Annotated in this window: 25 protein-coding genes; 11 read left to right on the forward strand and 14 right to left on the reverse strand. The window is 68.8% G+C overall.

The window, feature by feature from the left end:
• Nucleotides 1-249 precede the first annotated feature (249 nt).
• The 3 genes from LDL49_RS25850 (at nt 250) to LDL49_RS25860 (ending at nt 2,463) form a co-directional block, all read left to right on the forward strand.
• A complete protein-coding gene (locus LDL49_RS25850; protein WP_225294207.1) occupies nt 250-771 on the forward strand; it encodes a hypothetical protein in 522 nt (173 codons plus the stop codon).
• 95 nt (nt 772-866) lie between these two features.
• Entirely contained in the window at nt 867-1,382 is a 516-nt protein-coding gene (locus tag LDL49_RS25855) for a hypothetical protein (RefSeq protein WP_225294209.1), read from the forward strand.
• 199 nt (nt 1,383-1,581) lie between these two features.
• The gene (locus LDL49_RS25860) at nt 1,582-2,463 is read left to right on the forward strand and encodes an NBR1-Ig-like domain-containing protein (protein ID WP_225294211.1); all 882 of its coding nucleotides are present in this window, start codon (nt 1,582-1,584) and stop codon (nt 2,461-2,463) included.
• Nucleotides 2,464-2,625: 162 nt separating this feature from the next.
• Here the strand turns inward: LDL49_RS25860 and LDL49_RS25865 are convergent, their stop codons facing one another.
• Nucleotides 2,626-3,417, reverse strand: a complete 792-nt coding sequence (locus LDL49_RS25865; protein ID WP_225294212.1) for an alpha/beta fold hydrolase — start codon at nt 3,415-3,417, stop codon at nt 2,626-2,628.
• Complete coding sequence (locus LDL49_RS25870; protein WP_225294215.1) at nt 3,414-4,757, reverse strand: LLM class flavin-dependent oxidoreductase; 1,344 nt, start codon at nt 4,755-4,757, stop codon at nt 3,414-3,416. The genes LDL49_RS25865 and LDL49_RS25870 overlap by 4 nt, the downstream gene beginning before the upstream one ends.
• A 102-nt stretch (nt 4,758-4,859) precedes the next feature.
• Between LDL49_RS25870 and LDL49_RS25875 the strand changes: the two genes are divergently transcribed.
• Nucleotides 4,860-5,294: an organic hydroperoxide resistance protein gene (locus LDL49_RS25875; protein ID WP_225294217.1), complete on the forward strand. Its 435-nt coding sequence runs from the start codon at nt 4,860-4,862 to the stop codon at nt 5,292-5,294.
• A 381-nt stretch (nt 5,295-5,675) separates the two neighbouring features.
• Here the strand turns inward: LDL49_RS25875 and cysS are convergent, their stop codons facing one another.
• Nucleotides 5,676-7,067: a cysteine--tRNA ligase gene (gene cysS, locus LDL49_RS25880; RefSeq protein WP_225294219.1), complete on the reverse strand. Its 1,392-nt coding sequence runs from the start codon at nt 7,065-7,067 to the stop codon at nt 5,676-5,678.
• A 43-nt stretch (nt 7,068-7,110) separates the two neighbouring features.
• Nucleotides 7,111-7,497 carry a PPOX class F420-dependent oxidoreductase gene (locus LDL49_RS25885; RefSeq protein WP_225294221.1) on the reverse strand — a complete coding sequence of 129 codons (387 nt, stop codon included), beginning with the start codon at nt 7,495-7,497 and terminating at the stop codon, nt 7,111-7,113.
• Between the two features lie 52 nt (nt 7,498-7,549).
• Here LDL49_RS25885 and LDL49_RS25890 point away from each other — a divergent pair, with 52 nt between their 5' ends.
• Nucleotides 7,550-9,256 carry a DUF2637 domain-containing protein gene (locus LDL49_RS25890; protein WP_225294223.1) on the forward strand — a complete coding sequence of 569 codons (1,707 nt, stop codon included), beginning with the start codon at nt 7,550-7,552 and terminating at the stop codon, nt 9,254-9,256.
• A gap of 168 nt (nt 9,257-9,424) precedes the next feature.
• On the opposite strand, the gene LDL49_RS25895 is transcribed toward LDL49_RS25890, so the two are convergent.
• The 4 genes from LDL49_RS25895 to LDL49_RS25910 all read right to left on the reverse strand — a co-directional run bounded on the left by LDL49_RS25895 (nt 9,425) and on the right by LDL49_RS25910 (nt 11,285).
• Nucleotides 9,425-9,700 (reverse strand): GlsB/YeaQ/YmgE family stress response membrane protein, encoded by a 276-nt coding sequence (locus LDL49_RS25895; RefSeq protein WP_225294225.1) that lies wholly within the window; start codon nt 9,698-9,700, stop codon nt 9,425-9,427.
• A 94-nt stretch (nt 9,701-9,794) separates the two neighbouring features.
• Nucleotides 9,795-10,082 (reverse strand): GlsB/YeaQ/YmgE family stress response membrane protein, encoded by a 288-nt coding sequence (locus LDL49_RS25900; RefSeq protein WP_225294227.1) that lies wholly within the window; start codon nt 10,080-10,082, stop codon nt 9,795-9,797.
• 247 nt (nt 10,083-10,329) lie between these two features.
• Complete coding sequence (ispF, locus tag LDL49_RS25905; RefSeq protein WP_225294229.1) at nt 10,330-10,785, reverse strand: 2-C-methyl-D-erythritol 2,4-cyclodiphosphate synthase; 456 nt, start codon at nt 10,783-10,785, stop codon at nt 10,330-10,332.
• 17 nt (nt 10,786-10,802) lie between these two features.
• Nucleotides 10,803-11,285 (reverse strand): CarD family transcriptional regulator, encoded by a 483-nt coding sequence (locus LDL49_RS25910; protein ID WP_043624891.1) that lies wholly within the window; start codon nt 11,283-11,285, stop codon nt 10,803-10,805.
• A gap of 241 nt (nt 11,286-11,526) precedes the next feature.
• Here LDL49_RS25910 and LDL49_RS25915 point away from each other — a divergent pair, with 241 nt between their 5' ends.
• Nucleotides 11,527-12,114 carry a copper chaperone PCu(A)C gene (locus tag LDL49_RS25915; protein WP_225294231.1) on the forward strand — a complete coding sequence of 196 codons (588 nt, stop codon included), beginning with the start codon at nt 11,527-11,529 and terminating at the stop codon, nt 12,112-12,114.
• 100 nt (nt 12,115-12,214) lie between these two features.
• Here the strand turns inward: LDL49_RS25915 and LDL49_RS25920 are convergent, their stop codons facing one another.
• Entirely contained in the window at nt 12,215-12,907 is a 693-nt protein-coding gene (locus tag LDL49_RS25920; protein ID WP_225294233.1) for a response regulator, read from the reverse strand.
• On the reverse strand, nt 12,904-14,082 hold the full coding sequence (locus LDL49_RS25925) for a sensor histidine kinase (RefSeq protein ID WP_225294235.1): 1,179 nt from the start codon (nt 14,080-14,082) through the stop codon (nt 12,904-12,906). Before LDL49_RS25925 ends, LDL49_RS25920 begins: the two co-directional genes overlap by 4 nt.
• Nucleotides 14,083-14,205: 123 nt before the next feature.
• On the opposite strand from LDL49_RS25925, the gene phoU reads away from it, so the two are divergent.
• On the forward strand, nt 14,206-14,862 hold the full coding sequence (gene phoU / locus LDL49_RS25930; protein WP_225294237.1) for a phosphate signaling complex protein PhoU: 657 nt from the start codon (nt 14,206-14,208) through the stop codon (nt 14,860-14,862).
• Between the two features lie 45 nt (nt 14,863-14,907).
• Here the strand turns inward: phoU and LDL49_RS25935 are convergent, their stop codons facing one another.
• The 3 genes from LDL49_RS25935 to mshA are packed head-to-tail and all read right to left on the reverse strand — an operon-like array spanning nt 14,908 to nt 17,485.
• Entirely contained in the window at nt 14,908-15,651 is a 744-nt protein-coding gene (locus LDL49_RS25935) for a phosphoglyceromutase (RefSeq protein ID WP_225294239.1), read from the reverse strand.
• Nucleotides 15,652-15,672: 21 nt separating this feature from the next.
• A complete protein-coding gene (locus tag LDL49_RS25940; RefSeq protein ID WP_225294241.1) occupies nt 15,673-16,161 on the reverse strand; it encodes a type III secretion system chaperone family protein in 489 nt (162 codons plus the stop codon).
• A gap of 46 nt (nt 16,162-16,207) precedes the next feature.
• Nucleotides 16,208-17,485, reverse strand: coding sequence for a D-inositol-3-phosphate glycosyltransferase (gene mshA / locus LDL49_RS25945; protein ID WP_225294242.1), 1,278 nt, complete (start codon nt 17,483-17,485; stop codon nt 16,208-16,210).
• 94 nt (nt 17,486-17,579) lie between these two features.
• On the opposite strand from mshA, the gene LDL49_RS25950 reads away from it, so the two are divergent.
• Both LDL49_RS25950 and LDL49_RS25955 read left to right on the forward strand, forming a co-directional pair.
• Nucleotides 17,580-18,323 carry an SDR family NAD(P)-dependent oxidoreductase gene (locus LDL49_RS25950; protein WP_225294244.1) on the forward strand — a complete coding sequence of 248 codons (744 nt, stop codon included), beginning with the start codon at nt 17,580-17,582 and terminating at the stop codon, nt 18,321-18,323.
• Nucleotides 18,316-19,107 (forward strand): class I SAM-dependent methyltransferase, encoded by a 792-nt coding sequence (locus LDL49_RS25955; RefSeq protein ID WP_225294246.1) that lies wholly within the window; start codon nt 18,316-18,318, stop codon nt 19,105-19,107. The genes LDL49_RS25950 and LDL49_RS25955 overlap by 8 nt, the downstream gene beginning before the upstream one ends.
• Here the strand turns inward: LDL49_RS25955 and LDL49_RS25960 are convergent, their stop codons facing one another.
• Nucleotides 19,108-19,611, reverse strand: coding sequence for an O-acetyl-ADP-ribose deacetylase (locus tag LDL49_RS25960; RefSeq protein WP_225294248.1), 504 nt, complete (start codon nt 19,609-19,611; stop codon nt 19,108-19,110).
• Nucleotides 19,612-19,665: 54 nt separating this feature from the next.
• Between LDL49_RS25960 and LDL49_RS25965 the strand changes: the two genes are divergently transcribed.
• Both LDL49_RS25965 and LDL49_RS25970 read left to right on the forward strand, forming a co-directional pair.
• Nucleotides 19,666-20,028: a BlaI/MecI/CopY family transcriptional regulator gene (locus tag LDL49_RS25965; protein WP_225294249.1), complete on the forward strand. Its 363-nt coding sequence runs from the start codon at nt 19,666-19,668 to the stop codon at nt 20,026-20,028.
• The gene (locus tag LDL49_RS25970) at nt 20,025-20,930 is read left to right on the forward strand and encodes a M56 family metallopeptidase (RefSeq protein WP_225294251.1); all 906 of its coding nucleotides are present in this window, start codon (nt 20,025-20,027) and stop codon (nt 20,928-20,930) included. Before LDL49_RS25965 ends, LDL49_RS25970 begins: the two co-directional genes overlap by 4 nt.
• Nucleotides 20,931-20,933 lie beyond the last annotated feature (3 nt).

Below are 20,933 nucleotides of genomic sequence, written 5' to 3' on the forward strand. Positions count from 1 at the left end.
TCCCTGACATAGGTTCCTGACCTGCTAATTTGATTGTCCTGATGGCTCTGGACAATGTTCGGACGACTTTACAGGGCAGATCGCTTGCCGGAGCCGGGCAGCGGCGGTCAGAGTGGTGCCGTTCCCAGTGCCGGGATTCGTTATCGGCGCCATTGACAGGCGTGCTGATATTCCGCTGAATCGCTGTGCGCGGTTGATCGGAGACTCCCGAGTCGGAAAGTGCAGAGGATTTCTTTGAAAGGAGATCCGATGATCGGACGAAAAGGGATTACAGGAGCGGCTCTCGTCATCGGGCTGACGGCCGGGCTTATGGCGGGGTCGTCAGCGTCGGCGCAGGCGGGGCAGGGGGTCACCGCTGTCTCGAACAGCTCGGCCGTCCTGGCGCCTGGCTGGTCGGCCAAGTCCTACCTGGGGATCAGCTACCACGACCGATGCAAAGGCTGGCAGCGGATAAAGACCCCGTACAAGACCGGCGCTTACATCACGACCAGCAGGCAGGTCCACTGCGAGAAGGGCGAGTGGGGCCGCCGGGCCGTGGTCAAGACGAGCCTCCAGCAGTATCGGGGGCTCGGTTTCTGGCGGACGAAGGCCACCTCGGAGGTGAAGAAGGGAAGGGCGGCGTTCACCGTGACGACGACACCTTCGTGGAAGTGTTCGGGCGGTAGCCAGCTCTACCGGAACCAGACGAAGGTGCATCTCTACTCCCTCCTGCGTGGCAGCGAAGTGGCCACCCTGTACAAGCGGTCGCAGGAACGTCGGATCCGGTGTTGATCCCGGGCTGGGACGGGGACGTAGCTCGGCCGGACTTCGGCCCTTGGCGCTCGCGAGAGCGTCAAGGGCGTTTCTTCCGAAGGAGTGAGCGGCGGATGAGATCGCGTGAGAGAAGGCATGTCCGTGCGTGGCACATGATCGTCGTCGGGGTCGTACCGGCCTTGGCCTTCGTGCTGTGGTCGACGGTCTCGGTGGCGGAGGAGGCACCGTACGACGACGTCAAGAGCCAATACATCGCCGCCGTAGACGCGGTGTGTGAGCAAGCGTCCCAACAGTCGGATCTCCACGAGGAGCCACCTGCGAACCTGCGCGAGGAGGTGGACGAACTGCGCCGCGCGTCGGAGTCGATGACCGGCACCATCGCGGCTATAGAAGCGATCGCGCCGCCCGGTGACGACGTCCCGCGGGTGCGGGAGGGGTTCTTCGTGCCCGCCAGGGCACTGGCCGCGAGCCTGCGCGAACTCAGCGGAACCGCGGAGACGGCGATGCGCGCGGGCAGGGAGGGCGAAGCGAAGAAGGCGGTGAACCAGTCCTTGGAACCGGACGAGAACGAGAAGGCGCTGCGATCCTTCGCGGCGGAGTACGGCTTCCGGGCATGCGCGGGTGAGTGACCACGGCGCCCGAGTAGACCGCAGAATTCCGGACTTATTTGGACAATTCAGGTAATCTCATTTGCTCTCAGGTGTCACAGGACATGTCGGAATCGTCGGCACGGCCGGACGACGGCGCCGGACAGGGCAGGTGAAGATGCCGGAATTACCGGGGACATCAGGCTCGCAGGGGGACGAGCCTGGCCCGCTGCGGACGGGCATGGGAGCGCGACCTGGGCGAAAACCGGTCCGGCTGGACCCGGCCGCGGGCCCGGTGGCGGCCCTCGCGTATCGGCTGTGGGAGCTCAAGGCAGAGGCGGGCGACCCGTCCTACGCGGAGATGTCGACCCGTATGGGCGCGGCGGCCTCGAAGTCCTCGCTGGCGGCCGCCGCCCGGGGGCAGGTGCTCCCGACCTGGGAGACTACGTGGGAGTTCGTCCGGGTGCTCGCCGTCGACCGGCTGAAGCAGGACGCCGCGGAGGCCAGGCGCGAGTGGCGAGCCCACTGGGAGCGCGCCGCGAGCGCCGCACGTAGCGAGACCACCGAGGACCGTACGGGTCACGACCAGACCTATGCCGGGCACATCGGTACAGAGGTCCGTACAGCGGAGCACCTCGAACGCCGAGCCCGGCCTCTCCTTGCCAGGAGACCGGCCGTGATCGCCGTGATCGCGACCGCCGGTGCCGCCCTCTTCGCCTGGCTCGCCCCGCTCTCCGGAAAGGACGCGCCCACCGCGTCGGCCACCCCGGCTCGGGCCGCCTCCCCCTACGACGATTCCGCCTTCGAGCAGGACGTCACCCATCCGGACGGCACGGTGGTGAAGACGGGGACGGAGTTCACGAAGATCTGGCGGATCAGGAACACCGGCACCATCCCGTGGCGGGGACGCTATCTCACCCGGCTGAACGACACCCCGTGCCGCGCCCCCAAACGGGTCGAGATCCGCGTGGTCCAGCCGGGCGAGCCCGTCGACATCGCGGTACGCGTCCGCGCATCGGGCTCCCCCGGCAGATGCAAGATCTACTGGAAGATGACCGACGAGACCGGGACTCAACTGCTGTCGTCCAAGAAGCCGATCTTCCTGGACGTGGTCGTCGGCTGATCAGCTCTCGAAGCACGTCTTGACGGGGTCGAAGGACCGGCCTGTCACATCGGCCTCGGCCCGCGCCACCGTGCGGGTGGGGTGGCTCAAATGCCCTACGGCATATGACGGTGCTCAAGGGCGGGCGGCGCGGTCGAGTACGTCGTGGATCAGGGCGACCACTCACACTACGAAATCACCGGCACCAGCCCTCAGAAGTACGGCAGCCACAGCACCCGGATCGGTGAGCAGCACATCATGCGGCCCGTCCAGCGCGACGGTTCGATACCCGACCGCCTCGGCGAACCTGTCGAAGGCAAAAGTCTGCGGCCGACAGTAGACCCCTGTCCCAGGGACCTGATCGACGGCGCCGGTCAGGCGAGCGCCTTCGGTGAAGGTACGCAGCGGCTGCGGACGCAACCGCTCCTGAAGCCACGCGGCGTCGGCCGGATCGGTGATGCCGAAGAGCGCCGGCGCGGGAGCGGGCACCTGCCAGCCATCCGCCGAAGCCCGAACGAACTCCACGAACCCTTCGGGAGCGAGGCTGAACATGCTGTCCCCATCCCCTCCGACCCAGCCCTCCACCGTGATCACATGGTCAACGCGCTCGGGACGGAGGTCGGCTACCTGCCGTATCACCAAGCCCCCATAACTGTGCCCCACCAGCACAACACCGCCGCCGGAGCCGACATCGACCACGCGACGCCCCTCGGCGTCGGCACCTGCGCCGGTCTCCGCACCACCCCCGGAACCAGCCTCAGTCTCGGCGCCGGCCTCAGCTTGAGTCCCGGCCACGGCTTCGTCAGCGTCGAGTGCGGCGACGACCTGTGCCACATGGTCGTGCAGACCCACGTCCCGGCCATACGCGAGGTCAGGAACGACGGTCCGCGCTCCTGCACGTTCGACCAAGGGAACGACGCCATCCCACGCCCAGGGACCATGCCAAGCACCGGAAACCAGAACAAAGGTGGTCATGGACGAACCTCCGCGCGAAGCCGCGGCAACACCCGGTCGGCGAACTCCTCCAACGCCGCGCGATGGTCATCGACGGCGAACCGGATCACCACGTGCCGCATCCCAGCCGAGGTGTACGCGTTCAACCAATCGACCGCATCGGCCGCGGATCCGGCGAAGGTTGCCTGAATGGTCTCGATGAACTCGAGCGGCGCGTTGTAGTAGCGCTCAATACTGGTCCGCAGACGGTCTCGCGCCCGCTCGGGGTCATCGTCGAGACAGACCGTCGCGTACAGCGCCGGCGTAATCACGCGCACTCCCTCGCCCGCAGCAGGCCCCACGAGGGAGCCCGCCTCACCCATGGCAGGCCCCACTAGGGAGTCCGCCTCACCCACGGCAGTCCCCACCAGAGAGTCCATCTCACCCGCAGCAGGCCCCGCCGAAACTTCCCCCTCGCCAACGGCAGGCTCCACCATGGATCCCACCTCACCGGGAACAGAGCTGCTCAGGAGCGACGCGTCCCCCGCCGCGCGAGCGCCGAGAGCTACCGCCCCGCCAGACACAGGCGCAGGACCGCCCAGGCGTACCGCCTCGCCAGATCCATGACCACCCAGACGTGCCGCCTCCCCAGACCCACCACCACCCAGACGTGCCGCCTCCCCAGACCCACGGCCCCCCACATACGACGCCTCGCCGGACGCAGGACCGCGCAGGCGTGCGGTCTCCTGGACCACACCCCATTCCTGGGCGTACGTCTCACTCGTCGGCGGATACGGCAGCCACCCATCGGCCAGTCGTCCCACGCGTCGCAGCGCTGACGCGCCGCTACCCGCCAGCCAGATCGGCGGTCCCCCGACCTGCGCGGGTTCCGGTTCCAGCATCACGTCTCGGAAGTCGAAATGCGCACCCTGGTACGACACCGCCCCGCCAGCCCACAGTTGCCGCATCACGTCGATCGACTCTTCGGTACGGCTGACTCGGCGCTTGAACGCGATGCCGAGCGCATCGAACTGTGCCTCGGTGTTCGGATGTGGGAATCCGGCGCCCATCCCGGCGATGAGACGCCCGTCGGCGATCCGGTCCAGTGTGGCGAGTTGGTGAGCCAGCAGGATCGGATGACGCAAGGCAGGCAGGAGCACGGCCGTGCCGAGCGTCACCCGTTCTGTCACGGCGGCCACCGCGGACAGGAGCATCAGCGCATCCGCGCGGTGACGGGTCACCGGGCTGTCGCCGGCCCATACGGAGTCGAACCCGAGATCCTCGGCCAGTCGCGCCTGCTCGATCAGCGCGAACGGCTCCCGATCGCCCAGAACGACCCAGTCACGCGTCGGCAGCAGATAGCCGACCTGGGGCCTCGTCATAGTCCCTCCAGTGAAGTGATCACAATCGGATCCTAGAGCATTGACTTCCAGTTTTTGAAGTCTAAGATTCACTTTCAAGAAGACGGCGACAAGGACTCCGACATGACGAAACCGCTCTATACCGCGCAGGCACAGGTGACCGGTGGCCGAGCACACGGACACGGGCGTTCCAGCGACGGGATGCTGGATGTGAACCTGCGCCAGCCGAAAGAACTGGGTGGCGATGGCGATGGGACAAACCCGGAGCAGCTCTTCGCGGTCGGCTATGCCGCCTGCTTCTCAGCTGTCCTGACGATGCTTGGGCAACGAGAGGGATTGAAGGCTGGAGACGCGGCGGTGGACTCCAAGGTCATGCTGATCCCGAACGCCAACGGCACGTTCAAGCTCGGGGTCGAGTTGGACGTTACGCTGCCCTCAATCAAGGACCCGGCGCAGGCCGCCGGCCTGGTGCAAACCGCACACCAGGTGTGCCCGTACTCCAACGCCACGCGCGGCAACATCGACGTCGCTCTGTCAGTGAATGGCTCCGCGCTCTGAGGTGAATACACGCCACGAGTCCAACGTGGCCGTGCGAACTGAAGCCAGGGTCACCAGGCAGTGAGCTCAACGTCAGGGTCGCCGGGCAGCAAGCTCAATGTCAGGGTCGCGGCAGCGAGCTCACCGTCCGGCTGGCCGACCAGCAAGCTCAACGCGGGGCTGCGAGGCTCGATGCCGGACCGACCGGGTTGGCCCGCTCAATAACGGCCAGCCAGACGGCCAGCTCAACACCGGGCTGAGGAGCCACCACAGGCGGTGGTCACCGCAACCTGTGGGTCATCGCCGACCGGTCACCACAGCCGGTGGTGACCGCCATCCGGTCACCGCCGTCGGCAACCGGCGTCCAGTCACCACCGTCTGCCGGTCGGCTACGGAGCAGGGCTAATGGGACAGCTCCCAGCGAGCCCCGTGCGGCGTGTCCTCTACTGTGATCCCCGCCGCCGTCAGCTGGTCCCTGATCGCGTCAGCCGCCTCATAGTCCCTACGCGCCCGAGCAGCCTTACGCTGCTCCAGCGCCACGGCCACCAGGGCGTCGACCACCGGCTTGAGGTCGGACTTCGCCGAGCGCCACTGGGCCGAGCGCGGATCGAGGCCCAGTACGTCGAGCATGTTCTGGGTCTCGGCCAGCAGTCGCGCCACCGCTTCCTTGTCGCCCCTCGCCAGGGCCACGTTGCCCTCGCGGACCACTTCGTGCACGACCGCGAGCGCCTGCGGGGTGCCCAGGTCGTCGTCGAGCGCGTCGCTGAATGCCTGCGGCAGTGGGGCGTCGGCGTCGACGTCGTGGATGACTTCGGCGGCTCGGGTCACGAAGCCCTCGATGCGCTGGTAAGCGGCCGCGGCCTCCCGCAGCGCCTCCTCCGAGTAGTCGATCGACGAGCGGTAGTGCGGTGCCGCGAGGTAGTAGCGCAGCTCCACCGGGCGTACTTTCTGCACCATCTCCGGGATCAGCAGCGAGTTGCCGAGCGACTTGCTCATCTTCTCGGCGCCGATCTTGACCAGGCCGTTGTGCATCCAGTAGCGGGAGAAGCCGTCTCCGGCCGCCTGGGACTGGGCGAGCTCGTTTTCGTGGTGCGGGAAGATCAGGTCGAGGCCGCCGCCGTGGATGTCGAACGTCGGCCCGAGGTATTTGGTTGCCATCGCCGAGCACTCCAGGTGCCAGCCGGGGCGGCCGAGGCCCCAGGGGGTCGGCCAGGTCGGCTCGCCGGGCTTGGCGCCCTTCCACAGGGCGAAGTCGCGCGGGTCGCGCTTGCACGACTCGTCGTCGGTGTCGGCCGCCGCGCGCATGTTGGCCAGCTTCTGGTTGGACAGCGTGCCGTAGCGGTCCTCGTAGGAGACGACGTCGAAGTAGACGTCGCCGCCCGACGCGTAGGCGTGGCCGCGGTCGATGAGCCGCTGCATCAGGACGATCATCTCGGGCACGTGCCCGGTCGCGCGAGGCTCGACGGTCGGGGGCAGGCAGCCGAGAGTGTCGTACGCCCAAGTGAAGGCGCGCTGGTTGCGCTCGGCGACCGTGAACCAGGGGACGGACTCCTCCGCGGCCACCCGGATGATCTTGTCGTCGATGTCCGTGACGTTGCGGCAGAACGTCACGTCATATCCGGAACGCAGCAGCCAGCGGCGCAGCACGTCGAAGTTGACGCCCGAGCGGATGTGCCCGACATGCGGGGGAGCCTGCACGGTCGCCCCACACAGGTAGATCGACGCCCGGCCGGCTTCGACCGGAACGAATTCGCGGATGGCGCGTGCGCTGGTGTCGTAGATGTGCAGGCTCACGAATGAAAGGCTAACGCCTAAGGCAACATCACAGGTCCTTTAATCACGCACGCATGATGACCTTCTCTGGACTTATGCGGACAATCAGCCGCTCGACTCCTGGCTTGTCCTCCCAGGGCTTACCGGTGTACTTCAGCGAGAGCTCCTGGATGAGGTCGCCCGCGGGGTCCTCCTCCATGGTCACGCGACCACGGACCTCGGCGTAGCGGTAGGGGTTCGCCGGGTCGATGACGAGCAGGCTGGCGCGGGGGTCGCGCTCGAAGTTGCGTGGCTTGCGCCGCCCCTTGGCGGTGGAGAAGAGGACGTCGTCACCGTCCGTACGCACCCACACGACCGTCGACTGAGGCCCGCCGTCGGGATTGATGCTGGTCACCGTCGCGTAATTGGGCGCGTCGAACAGCTCGCGCACGTCCCCTGAGAGCTCGGTCATGTATCTCCCTTGATCGGTCCTGACCCCCATTCTTCTGTAGGCTCGAACCGCCATGGACGTGACTCCCCCTTCTACGCTCCGACGCCTGGGCATCGCCCTCGCCGGTCTCGCGGTGGCCGGCCTGACGGCAGTCGCCTGCGTGCTCTCCTTCGACGACCTGCGGGCGCTGGCCATCCGCGGCGAGTCCCGACCCGACCTCGCCTTCCTCTATCCGGCCGGCTTCGACGCGCTCCTGGTCGTCGCGCTGATCGGCGTCCTTCTGCTGCGCTCGGCCCGCCTGCTGGTACGCGCCCAGGCGGCGCTCGTGCTGGTCCTGCTCATCGTGGCCGCCGCCGCGTCGAACGCCGCGACGGCGCTCCAGGTCCAGCTCGACGTACGGCCTCTCGCGGTGGGGGTGGCGATCGCCCCGTGGGTCATGCTGGCGATCGCCCTCTGGCTGTGGTTGCTGCTCATCAAGCACGTCCAGGCCCGCAGGACGTCCACAGACGACGATGACGACGGTACGGCGGAGCAGGACATCGTGCCCTTCCACCGGAACCGCCCCGCCGAGACCCCGCCACCGCTGACCAAGCCGCTGCACCACCCTGTGCTGGAGACCACCCCGGTCGTCGGCCCCACGCCCGCCCCGGAAACCCCGCCCATCTCCGCCCGCGTGGCCCACTGGCCCGCCGCCCCCGGACAGGATCCGGCCGCCGAACCGGCACAACTGCCGCTACGCAGCCCGGAACCGACTGCCGAGTGGCCCCGCCAGCCGGAGAGGCTCCAAGAGCCGCAGCCAGAGCCGGAACCGGAGTTGGAGCCGGAACCGGGCCACCGTACCCACTCGGACGGAGGGACGGAGTCAGGCGGACGCGGGGTGGCGACGCCGGACAGTGAGCCCGGCGGACACACCGAGCCAGGTGCACGCGCCCAGCCCAGCGGACGCACCGAATCAGGTACACGCGCTGAGCCGGGCGGACGCACTGAGCACGGTGAACACACTGAGCCCGCTGAATACGCCGCACCCGGCGAACACACCGAGCCCGCTGAATACGCCGCACCCGGCGAACACACCGAGCCCGCTGAACGCACCGCACCCGGCGGACGCACTGAGCCTGGCGGACGCACTGAGCCGGGCGATCGGCTAGAGCCGCAAGCCGCCGACACTCCCGCGCGGGCGCCGAAGCTCCGCCGTGGCCTGCGCAAGCGTGCTCAGGAGCCCGCCGATGAAGAGTCACGAGGCGCGGCACCGGCCCCGTCCGCCCCAGAACCCGAGCCATCCCCAGAACCCGAGCCATCCCCGGAACTTGAGCCAATTCCTGAGTCCGTGCCGACCTCTGAGGCTGGGCCAACGTCTGAGCCCGGGCCGACCTCTGAGCCGAGTGCCGAGCCGCAGTCGGCCCCGGAGGCGAGCAACGAGCAGAAGCGGCCGGTGCGCTGGGGCGATCGGATCAAGCCGACCGACGTCCTCGTCCACCCCCGCACCCCCGTGGTCAGCGACCGGGACACCGACACCCAACCGGTCCGGGTCTTCAGCGACATCCCAACCGCACCTCCCCGCACCAGACCTGCAAAAGCTGGAGCCGCCGAACAGGCCGAAGCGGGTCACAACCCCGACCCCGACCACGGCCCGGAGGCCGCCGATCCCGCCGAGTCCACCACCGCCCAGACCCGCACACTGCAGGACCGCGCCCTGGAGGACACCGCCCCTCACCCGGTCGTCGAAGACGACGCCCCCTCAGGCCGGCTCCGCAGCACCCCCCTCCCGCCCGAGGACTGATCCGACGCAGCGGAAGAAGCCCCGTCCGGTGAGCCGACACAGCAGACGGCCCCACCCATGACCCGACGCAGCAGAAGACCCGCCCGGTGTAAATACCGGGCGGGTCTTCGCGTACCGTTCCGCGCCGAAGAGGGTTCGGCACAGTCGCGGAACTGCCTAAGCCATCGTCTAAACGCTCCTACCACTGCCCCGCCGCAGCCCAGCCACGAGCCCGACACCCACAATGGCCAGAACGACCTGCATGACGAGTTCGATCCAGTCGATGCCATTGGTGGTGGCGACGCCGAGCACCTGCGCGATGAGCGTGCCCACCAGGGCGGCGACGATACCGACGACGATGGTGAGGATCCACCCGATGGCCTGCCTGCCGGGAAGCAGCAGACGACCGAGGGCGCCGATCACGGCGCCGATCACGATGGCGCCAAGGATGGACTGGATTGTCATGACCAAACCTCCCAGTGAGGGTGAGCCGTTCACTCTCGAGGGAGATCAGTACCCGGCCACGCGCGAATATGCGTAAGTGCTGGGAAACGCCAGGTCAGATCGGTGTTCCTCCGGTTCGGCCCGTTCTCCCGGTGCTCATCCTGGCTACGATGAGGACCCCGATGACGGCCAGGACGAGCTGGATGATGTGCTCCAGCCAGTCGATGCCCCTGGTGTCGGCCCAGCCGAACGCCTGAGCGATGAGCGTGCCGAGCAGAGCCGCCACGATGCCGACGATCAGCGTCAGGCCGATGGACATGTTCTGCTTACCGGGCACTATCAACCGGGCCAGTGCTCCGACAATGGCGCCGATGATGACTGCGGAAACAATCGCGCCGATCATGTGTTGCTCCCCCCGAAGACGTTCCACATGTCTTGAAGAGGACTTACCCGACATATCAGGAACGTACCCTCGGGAAGGCGGCGATCCGTACCGCGCCAGTAACGGACCGCCGCCTCCGCTCGCTCGGCGGGCCGGAGGCAGCGCCCGCCGGGATACCCTCAACGGATCCCGTAAGAAGACGCCGCACTGCCGGTAAAGGTTGACGAACGCCGCGCCCGACGACGGACAGCATTAACGACGAACGGAACTAAGCGACAACGAGTGCGGTCGCGATGGCCGCGACCCCTTCGCCGCGCCCGGTCAGCCCCAACCCGTCCGTGGTGGTCGCGCTGAGGCTCACAGAAGCCCCCAGAGCGGCGCTGAGCGCCTTCTCGGCCTCCGTACGGCGAGGCGCGAGTTTGGGCCGGTTACCGATGATCTGGACGGCGACGTTGCCGATCTCGAAGCCCGCCGAACGCACCTGGCGCGCGGTCTCCTCCAGCAGCGTGACACCCGAGGCGCCCGCCCAGCGCGGGTCGGCGGTGCCGAACAGGCCACCGAGATCGCCGAGCCCGGCGGCGGACAGCAGTGCGTCACAGGCCGCGTGCGCGGCGGCGTCGCCGTCGGAGTGGCCCGCGAGCCCGACTTCACCCGGCCAGTGCAGGCCGGCGAGATGCAGGTCGCGCCCTGAAACGAACGGGTGGACGTCGACTCCGACGCCCACCCGTGGAAGCTTCGTGTTCAGGAGTTGAGAACCTCGTCGAGCAAGGCCTCCGCCTTGTCCTCATTGGTCTTCTCGGCGAGGGCCAGCTCACTCACCAAGATCTGACGGGCCTTGGCGAGCATGCGCTTCTCACCGGCGGACAGGCCGCGCTCGCGGTCCCTCCGCCACAGGTCCCGGACCACCTCGGCGACCTTGTTGACATCGCCGGACGCGAGCTTCTCCAGATTGGCCTTATAGCGCCGAGACCAGTTGGTCGGTTCCTCGGTGTGCGGCATCCGAAGAACATCGAAAACCCGCTCTAGGCCTTCTTGGCCGACAACATCGCGCACGCCGACGAGTTCTGCGTTTTCTGCTGGCACCTGGACGGTAAGGTCGCCCTTGTCGACCTTGAGCACCAGGTAGGTCTTTTCCTCACCCTTGATGGATCGCTTCGTGATTGCTTCGATCCGAGCAGCCCCATGGTGGGGGTAGACGACAGTGTCGCCGACCTGGAAAGTCATGTGACAAGTACCCCTTCCGCTGTACTCCAGAGTACCACGCATCCACAGGCTCCCGGAACAGTGAAATCATCATAACTGCAGGTCAAAGCGGCATATTGGGGGTTGACAAGCCGTCAACTCTATGAATCGCATATGCGGGCATAGCTAATGACCTGCAGGGGTGCGGATATGACCATGGATTCGGGTGGATATGGTGGGCGCTGCCCAACATGCATGCGCAAGACCCTAGGAGAACCCGCTCGTGACCCGCCGTCGCTGGATTGTCGCCGCCGCCGTCTTCCTGGCTGCCCCCGTGCTCGCCGGCTGTTCGGCTGGATTCGACGCCGCCACCAACAAGCCGTATGCCCCCAATGAGGCCGGAGTCCTCTTCGATCAGACCAGCAACTACGGCACGCGTGGCATCCATATCCCCCAGGCGTTCATCCTCGGCCCCGACTCCGGAGCACAGCTCGTCTACGGCGGCTCCGCCCCGGTCTATCTGAACATCCTCAACACCAACGGCGCCCCCGACACGCTCACGGCGGTCAACGCCGGCAACATGGCCACCGCGAAGGTGACCGCGCCGATCCAGCTGCCGAGCAACCAGCTCGTCAACACCGGCAAGCCGAGCCCGCAGATCATGCTGGAAGGCATCTCCAAGGGCCTCAGGGGCGGCGAGAGCATCCGCCTGGACCTCCAGTTCGCCAACGCCGGGGTCGTGTCCATGAACGTCCCTGTGGTCACGCGCAGCCGCGAGTTCAAGGACTACCCGCCGGCGCCCAACGCGACCCCCGCGCCGACGCCCACGCCCTCGGCCTCCGCCGCGGCCGAGGCCGAAGCGGCCCACTGACCCAAGAGGTCGAAGTGGCCCACTGAGCCCAAGAGAAAGCCCCGGTCCGGCACGAGAGGAAGCCCGCACGCGCCGAACCGGGGCCGACCGGCCGACCCTGTCAGCTCTCCAGCGCGTCGAACTTGTAGCCCAGCCCGCGCACCGTCAGGATGCAGCGCGGGTTGGACGGATCCGATTCGATCTTGGCGCGCAGCCGCTTGACGTGAACGTCGAGCGTCTTGGTGTCTCCCACGTAGTCGGCGCCCCACACCCGGTCGATGAGCTGCCCCCGGGTGAGCACCCGCCCGGCGTTGCGCAGCAGCACCTCCAGGAGCTCGAACTCCTTCAGCGGCAGCTGCACCTGGTCACCGCGTACGGCCACCACATGCCTGTCGACGTCCATGCGCACCGGACCCACCGCCAGCACCGCCGACTCCAGCTCCTCCACCGCGTCGCCCTGGCGGCGCAGCACGGCGCGGATGCGGGCGACGAGCTCGCGCGAGGAGAACGGCTTGGTGACGTAGTCGTCGGCGCCCAGCTCCAGCCCCACGACCTTGTCGATCTCGCTGTCCTTGGCGGTCAGCATGATGACCGGCACCTTGGAGCGCTGCCGCAGCGAGCGGCATACCTCGGTGCCCGGCAGCCCGGGCAGCATCAGGTCGAGCAGCACCAGGTCGGCGCCGCTCCGGTCGAACGTGTCGAGCGCCTCCGGCCCGGTCGCCGCGACGGAGACCTCGAAGCCTTCTTTGCGGAGCATGTACGACAAGGCGTCGGAGAACGACTCTTCGTCCTCGACCACGAGAACTCGGGTCATTTTGCGGCCTCCAGGGTGTTCGGGGGTGGTACGACCACCGCGGTGCCGCCGAAAGCGGGCAGCCGCAGCGTGAATGTGGAGCCGGAGCCTTCCTTGCTCCAGACGGAGACCTCGCCGGCGTGCGCCGCGGCGACGTGCTTGACGATCGCGAGGCCGAGGCCGGTGCCGCCGGTCGCCCGGGACCTGGCCGCGTCGACGCGGAAGAAGCGTTCGAAGATGCGTTCGAGCGCCTCTTCCGGGATGCCGATGCCCTGGTCGCTGACGCTGATCTCGACGGAGTCGCCGGCCGGTCTGACGCTGACGACGACCCGGGTGTGTTCGGGGCTGTAGGCGACGGCGTTGTCGATGAGGTTGCGCAGGGCGGTGACGAGCAGTTCGTCGTCCCCCCAGATGCGCAGGCCCTCCGTGCCGCCGGTGACGAGCGTGATGTCCTTGGCGATCGCCCTGGTGTTGCAGTGGTCGATGGCGTCGTGGATGGATTCGTCGATCGAGACCTGGCCGGGGGTGGGGATGGGCTCGGCGCCCTGGATCCGGCTCAGCGTGATCAGGTCCTGCACGAGATAGTTGAGCCGGGCGGCCTCGTGCTGCATGCGCCCGGCGAACCTGGTGACGGCCTCGGGGTCGTCGGCGGCGTCCTGGATGGTCTCGGCGAGCAGGCTCAGCGCGCCGACGGGGGTCTTGAGCTCGTGGCTGACGTTCGCCACGAAGTCGCGGCGGACCGCCTCGACCCTGCGCCGCTCGGTCTGGTCCTCGGCGAGCACGAGCACTTGGCCGTGCGAGCCGAGGGGGGCCACCCGGACCGCGAAGTTCGTGATCTCCTGGCCGAACTTGTGCCCGGCGACGTCGATCTCGCTCTCGCGGATCTCGCCGTCCCGGCGTACCTGCCTGGCCAGTGCCAGGAGCTCGGCGGCCATCAGCCGGTCGCCCTTGACCAGCCCGAACGCGCGGGCGGCCGAGCTGGCCCGCAGCACGCGATCGTGCGCGTCGAGCACGACGGCGGACGAGGGAAGTACGGCCAGCACCGACGCCACGCCCTGCGGAAGGGCGCTGGTCTCCTGGTCGCCGGCCGTCGCGGCTCTGCTCGAGGCCTCGATCTGGTTGCGGTAGAACAGGACCGCCAGCGCTCCCACGACGAACCCCGCCAGGGCCGTCAAGCTCATGGCCATCTCACTCATGCCTTCGATGGTAGGTGGCCTTCATCAAGTGACAGCCCTTCCACCTGCGGATGAACAGCCCTTTCCAGGAAAGTTCATCTCACTGTAGGAGTTCGTTCATCAAGAGCAACGTACGGTGACGGCATGCGCGACGCGTACCATGAAGAACTCGATTCCCTGACGGACAAGCTGGTCGAGATGACCAGGCTGGTCCGCTCGGCCATCTCCAGAGCCACCACGGCCCTGCTCGACTCCGACCTCCAGCTCGCGGAGAGCGTGATCTCCAGGGATACGGAGGTGAACGCGACGTTCGAGCAGCTCGAGGCGTCCATCTTCGAGCTGATGGCCCGGCAGCAGCCGGTGGCCGTGGACCTGCGGATGGTCATCACGGCCTTGCGGATGGGCACGGACCTGGAGCGCATGGGCGACCTGGCGGTGCACGTGGCCAAGGTCGCGCGGCTGCGCCACCCCGACTCGGCCATCCCGGCGGAGGTACGGCCCACGATCGTGCAGATGGGCCAGATCGCCGAGACCCTGGTCACGAAGGCGGGCGGCTGCATCGCCTCGCACGACGTGGAGTCGGCGCTGGAGCTGGAGGCCGACGACGACGCCATGGACAAGCTGCACCGGCGGCTGTTCAGGAACATCCTGGCCAAGGACTGGCCCCACGGCGTGGAGCCGGCGATCGACATCACGCTGATCGGCCGCTACTACGAGCGTTACGCCGACCACGCGGTCAACGTGGCCGGTGACGTCGTCTACCTGGTGACGGGCTCCCGTCCGACGGCCAACCCGAGCTGATGGGCCGATGACGGCGGGGCGCGCGATGCGCCCCGCCGTCGGTGTTCAACGGCCCTGGTTGGCGACCGCCTCGATCGCCGCCTTCGCCGCCTCCGGGTCGAGGTATTCGCCGCCGCGCTGGAGCGGCCGGAACTCGTCGTCCAGCTCGTAGCGCAGCGGGATGCCCGTGGGGATGTTGAGCCCGGCGATCTCCTCGTCGGGGATGCCGTCGAGGTGCTTGACCAGCGCGCGCAGCGAGTTGCCGTGCGCCGCCACCAGCACGGTGCGCCCGGCCGCGAGATCCGGGACGATCTCGTCGTACCAGTAGGGCAGCATGCGGTCGACGACGTCCTTGAGGCATTCGGTGCGCGGCATGAGCTCGGGCGGCAGCAGGGCGTAGCGCGGGTCGCCCGCCTGGGAGTATTCGTCGCCGTCGGCGATCGGGGGCGGCGGGACGTCGAAGGAGCGCCGCCAGAGCATGAACTGCTCGTCGCCGAACTCCTCGCGGGTCTGCGCCTTGTTCTTGCCCTGGAGGGCGCCGTAGTGGCGCTCGTTGAGCCGCCACGAGCGCTTGACGGGCAGCCAGAGCAGGTCGGCCTCGCCGAGGGAGAGCTGGGCCGTCTGGATGGCCCTGGTCAGCAGGCTGGTGTGCACCACATCGGGCCGGACCCCGGCCTCCACCAGGAGCTTGCCGCCCCGGCGGGCCTCGTCCTCGCCCTTGGCCGAGAGGCTCACGTCCACCCACCCGGTGAACAGGCCTTTCGCGTTCCAGTCACTCTCGCCGTGCCGTAGCAGCACCAAAGTCGCCATGCGGGCAATCCTAGGCGGGCCTCAGCTGTCGGTTCGCGCCGGATCCGCGAAGCGGGCGAACGCCTGGAGGTTGGCCAGCGACTCGCCGCGTTTGGCGCGCCAGGCCCACTCGCGCCTGATCGACGAGGCGAAGCCGAGCTCCAGGGCCCTGTCGAACCAGTCGTCGGAATAGGTCAGCACGCAGCCGAGCAGCCGGTCGATCTCCTCTTCCGTGATCGCCGTGAGCGGCACCCGGCCGACGAGGTAGACGTCGCCGACGCTGTCGACGGAGAAGTGGACGCCGTACATGCCGCCGTTCTTGGCGAGCAGCCACTTGTAGAACTCGGTGTGGTTCTCGTCGGGCTGGCGGCAGAAGAACGCCTCGACGTGCAGCGCCTGATCGCCGATGATCAACCACGTCATCGTGGCGAGTTTGTGCTGCCCGGGCAGCTTCACCAGGAACGCCCCCGGCCGCGGCTCGTCAAAGGAGACATCCGCGGCCTTGAGCGCGGTTTCTACGACTTCGCGCATGCCGTACAGCCTACGGAACGATCGGCCCGCCTACGGAACGAGCGCCCTATGAGATGACGGCGACCGGCAGCCTGTGCAGGTCGGCGACTGCGTCGGCGTAGACCTCCATCAGCCGGGACGAGGTGGCCTGCCAGCCGAACGCCGTCGCGTGCCGGCGGGCGCCGGCCGACAGGCCGTCGCGCCAGGCCGGCGCGGTGACGAAGCGGCGCAGCACGCGTGCCCACTCGTGCGAGTCGTGGCCGTCCACGAGCACGCCGGACACTCCATCCTGTACGGCCGTGCGCAGCCCGCCCACGGCAGCTGCGGCGACGGGGGTGCCGCACGCCTGTGACTCCAGGGCGACGAGGCCGAACGACTCGCTGTAGGACGGCACGACGGTCACATCGGCCGCGCGGTACCAGTCGGCCAGCTCGTACTGCGGCGCGGGCGGCACGAGCCGGACGACGTCGGAGATGCCCAGCTCGGTGGCGAGCTCGGCGAGGAGGGACGGCCTGGCCAGGCCGTTGCCCGAGGGGCCGCCCACGCACGCGACGACCAGGCGGTCGCGCAGCGAGGGGTCGTCGATGAGCATCCGCGAGGCGGCGCGCAACAGCACGTCGGGCGCCTTCAGCGGCTGAATCCGGCCCACGAACAGCAGGACGTGCGCGTTCTGCGGCAGCCCGAGGCGGCGGCGGGAGGCTCCCTGCGAAGCGGGCTGGAAGACCGTGAGGTTGACACCCGGGTTCACGACCGCGACACGTTCCTCCCGCGCCCCATACAGCTCCATGAGCTCGTTCCCCTCGTCGGCGGTGTTGGCGACGAGGCGGTCGGCGATCTCCACGACCTGCTGCTCCCCCACCACGCGGGCCTGCGGCTCGGGCTGGTCGTTCTGGGCCAGCAGCAGGTTCTTCACCTTGGCCATGGTGTGCATGGTGTGCACCAGAGGCACGCCCCAGCGCTCCTTGGCCAGCCAGCCGACCTGGCCGGACAGCCAGTAGTGCGAGTGGATGACGTCATAGCGGCCGGGGTCGTACATCGCCTCGGTCCGCAGCACGCCGGACAGGAACGCGCAGAGCTGGCCGGGCAGGTCGGCCCTGGTCAGCTCCTCGTACGGTCCCGCGGTCAGGTGGCGGACCATGACACCGGGGGCGAGTTCGGACACCGGTGGCTGGTCACGTCCGGTGGCCCGGGTGAAGATCTCCACCTCGACGCCGGACTCGGCCAGCCGCTTGGCCGATTCGACGATGTACACGTTCATCCCGCCGGCGTCGCCCGTGCCGGGCTGTTCCAGGGGAGACGTGTGCATGCTGATGGTCGCGACCCGGTTGACCCGTCGTCGCCTCACCCGACACCACCTCCAAACGCATTACAACTATGCCGAGCATCCCGACATTCCCGACAAGCGGGGTGTCATGGGCAGGGCTGGCAAGATGTGTGCCATGAAGAAGACGGCTGTGGTGACGGGCGCGAGCAGCGGGATCGGCGAGGCGACGGCGAGGCGGCTGGCCGCCGAGGGCTACGACGTGGTGGCGGGCGCGAGGCGGCAGGACCGGCTGGACAAGCTGGCCGCCGAGGTGCCCGGGATCCGCCCCGTGTCCCTGGACGTGACCTCTCAGGAGTCGGTGGACGCGCTGGCGGCCTCGCTCGACCGCTGCGACGTGCTGGTCAACAACGCCGGTGGCGCGCTCGGCATGGAGCCGGTGGCCGAGGGGCGGCTCGACGACTGGCAGCGGATGTACGACACCAACGTCCTCGGATCGCTGCGGATGACGCAGGCCCTGGTGCCCATGCTCGTCGAGTCGGGCGACGGGGTGCTGGTGATGCTCACCTCGACCGCGGCGCTGGTGGCGTACGAGGGCGGGGGCGGCTACGTGGCCGCCAAGCAGGCGCAGCGGTCGATGGCCGAGACGCTCAGGCTGGAGCTGGTCGGGCAGCCCGTACGCGTCGTGGAGATCGCGCCGGGCATGGTCCAGAGCGAGGGTTTCGCGGTGACCCGCTTCCGCGGCGACGAGGCGGCGGCCGCCCGCGTGTACCAGGGCGTGCCCGATCCGCTGAGCTCCGACGACGTGGCCGAGGCGATCGTGTGGTGCGTCACCAGGCCCGCGCACGTCAACATCGACCGCCTGGTCATGCGCCCGCGCGCCCAGGCCGCCCAGCACAGGGTGCACCGCGTCGGTGGCTAGGCCGGTCGGTTCGATCACCCGGGGCACGACCGGGCACAACCGGCTGCGGCGCGCCGACCGGTGGATCGCCGCCGCCCACGGCCGCGTGCTGCGCGGCGCCGCCCGGCCGCTGGCCGTGGACCTCGGCTACGGTGCCTCTCACACCACCACGCTGGAGCTGTTCACCCGCCTGCGGCGGATCAGCCCGGACATCGAGGTGGTGGGCATCGAGATCGATCCCGCGCGGGTCGCCCTGGCCAGGCCGTACGAGCGCGCCGGTCTGAGCTTCGCCCTGGGCGGCTTCGAACTGCCGGTCTCGCGTCCCCCGCTGCTGATCCGAGCCTTCAACGTCCTCAGGCAGTACGGCGAGGCGGACGCCTGGCGCTACTGGGAGGCGCTGCGCGGCCGGCTGGCTCCCGGGGGTGTCCTGGTGGAGGGCACCTGCTCGGAGAGCGGCCACCGGGCGATCTGGGCCGGTCTGGATCGGGACGGCCCGCGCACGCTCACCCTCTCGGCCAGGTTCGACGCCTTCGACCGCCCTTCTGACCTGGCCGACCGCCTGCCGAAGACCCTCATCCACCGCAACGTCCCCGGTGAGCGCATCCATGCGTTCCTGAGCGACTTCGACCACGCCTGGGCGAGAACCGCCCCGTACGGCGCCCACGGCCGCCGGCAACGCTGGCTGGCCGCCGCGGACCTGCTGGCGAACACCTGGCCCATCCACCGGCATCCGCCGCTCGGCGGCACGGCCAGATGGCGCCTCGGCGAACTGACCCTCCCCTGGGACTCCGTAGCGCCCCTGTGACTAAAGGGCGGCGGAGAAGGCCGCGTAAGCGACCGCGTCGAACAGGACGAACCGCACTTCGTCCACAGCTGTGGAAACCTCCCGCACGGTACGCAGCGCGATGCGGGCGCCGTCATCCAGCGGCCACCCATAGATACCCGTCGAGATCGCAGGAAAGGCCACCGACCGGGCCCCCAGCGAGTCGGCCACCCGGAGCGACTCGCGATAACAGGAGGCCAGGACTTTGGAGCGGTCATCCGTCCGCGAATAGACCGGCCCGACGGTGTGGATCACCCAGCGGGCGTCGAGCCGTCCGGCGGTCGTGGCCACGGCCTGCCCGGCCGGCAGTCCCTTGCCGTAGTGGGAAGCCCGCAACTCCCGGCAGGCGGCGAGAATCTCCGGCCCACCCCGCCGGTGGATCGCGCCGTCGACCCCGCCCCCGCCCATCAGCGACGAGTTGGCGGCGTTGACGATCGCGTCAACCGTCTGCGCGGTGATGTCCCCCTGTACGAGCGTGACGTCCATCTCACCAGCATCCCGGATATCTGCTCGACGCTTTGTAGTACTACGCTGAAGCGTGTGAAGGGTCTTGGCGAGCTCGAACGCAGCATCATGGACATCATCTGGGCGGGGAGCAGCCCGCTGACGGCCCGTGAGGTCGGCAGGCTCATAGCCGACCGCGATCTGGCCCCGACCACCGTCATGACCGTCCTCGACCGTCTGACCCGCAAGGGCTTCCTCCAGCGGACCCGCGACGGCCGCGCCTGGCGCTACGAGCAGGCGGCGAGCCGCGACGCGTACATCGCTGAGCTTATGCTGGAAGCTCTGGACCTGACGGGCGACCGCTCGGCCGCCCTCACCCGCTTCGCCCAGGCCGTGTCCGGCTCGGAGGCGGAGATCCTGCGCAGGGCTCTCACGGAGCTGGAGCTGGAGGAAGAGTGACCACGGCAGCGACGCTGGCAGCGCTCGCCCTGGCGTGCGGGCTCGGCTCCTGGCGTCTCACGACTGCCCGCTGGACGTCTCGCGCCCCTCGGATCGCCATCATCCTCTGGCAGTCCCTGGGCGTGGCCTGGGGCCTGGCCACGACGGGCGCCATGCTGGCGTACGCCGTGCAGCCCTCGGGGCTGGGCATCCTGCCGGGCATGGCGGCCTTCCTGAGCGGCGAGCGCCCGCGCGGGACCTGGGATCCGCTGCACATGACGGCGATGATCGCCGGGCTGGCCTCACTGACCGTCCTCATCGTGGTGCTGATCACCGCCGGCGTGCAGGCGCTGCAGGCACGCAGGCGGCACCGCGTGCTGCTCGCCCTGATCGCCCGCGACGACCCGGGCGTGCCCGGCGTGCGGGTGCTCGACCATCCGAGCGCGGCGGCCTACTGCGTACCGGGACTGCGCTCGCAGGTGGTGGTCAGCGAGGGCGCGCTCAAGCTGCTGTCGCACGACGAGCTCACGGCCGTGCTCGCGCACGAGGCCGCGCACGTACGGGAGCGGCACGACCTGGTGCTGCTGCCGTTCGCCGCCCTGCGCCGGGCCCTGCCCTGGTCCAAGGTGGTCTGCGAGGCGCAGGCGCAGGTCGAGCTGCTCATCGAGATGGCCGCCGACGACCGCGCGCGCCGCTACTGCTCGCCGCGCAGGCTGGCCACCGCCCTGCTCAGGTTCGGCACGGCCGGCGCCATGCCGACCCCGCAGGGCATGCTCGGCGTACGCGCCCAGAACGTCATGGCCCGGGTGGACCGCCTGATCAAGCCGGGTCCGTCCCTGCCCGCCGCGATGCGCTTCAGCATCCTCGCCCTGTCCGTGACGCTGGTCACCGCCACGCCGTTCCTCTGGACCATCCAGTTTTAGCGC

The organism is Nonomuraea aurantiaca, from assembly GCF_020215705.1.
Classification (GTDB): domain Bacteria; phylum Actinomycetota; class Actinomycetes; order Streptosporangiales; family Streptosporangiaceae; genus Nonomuraea; species Nonomuraea aurantiaca.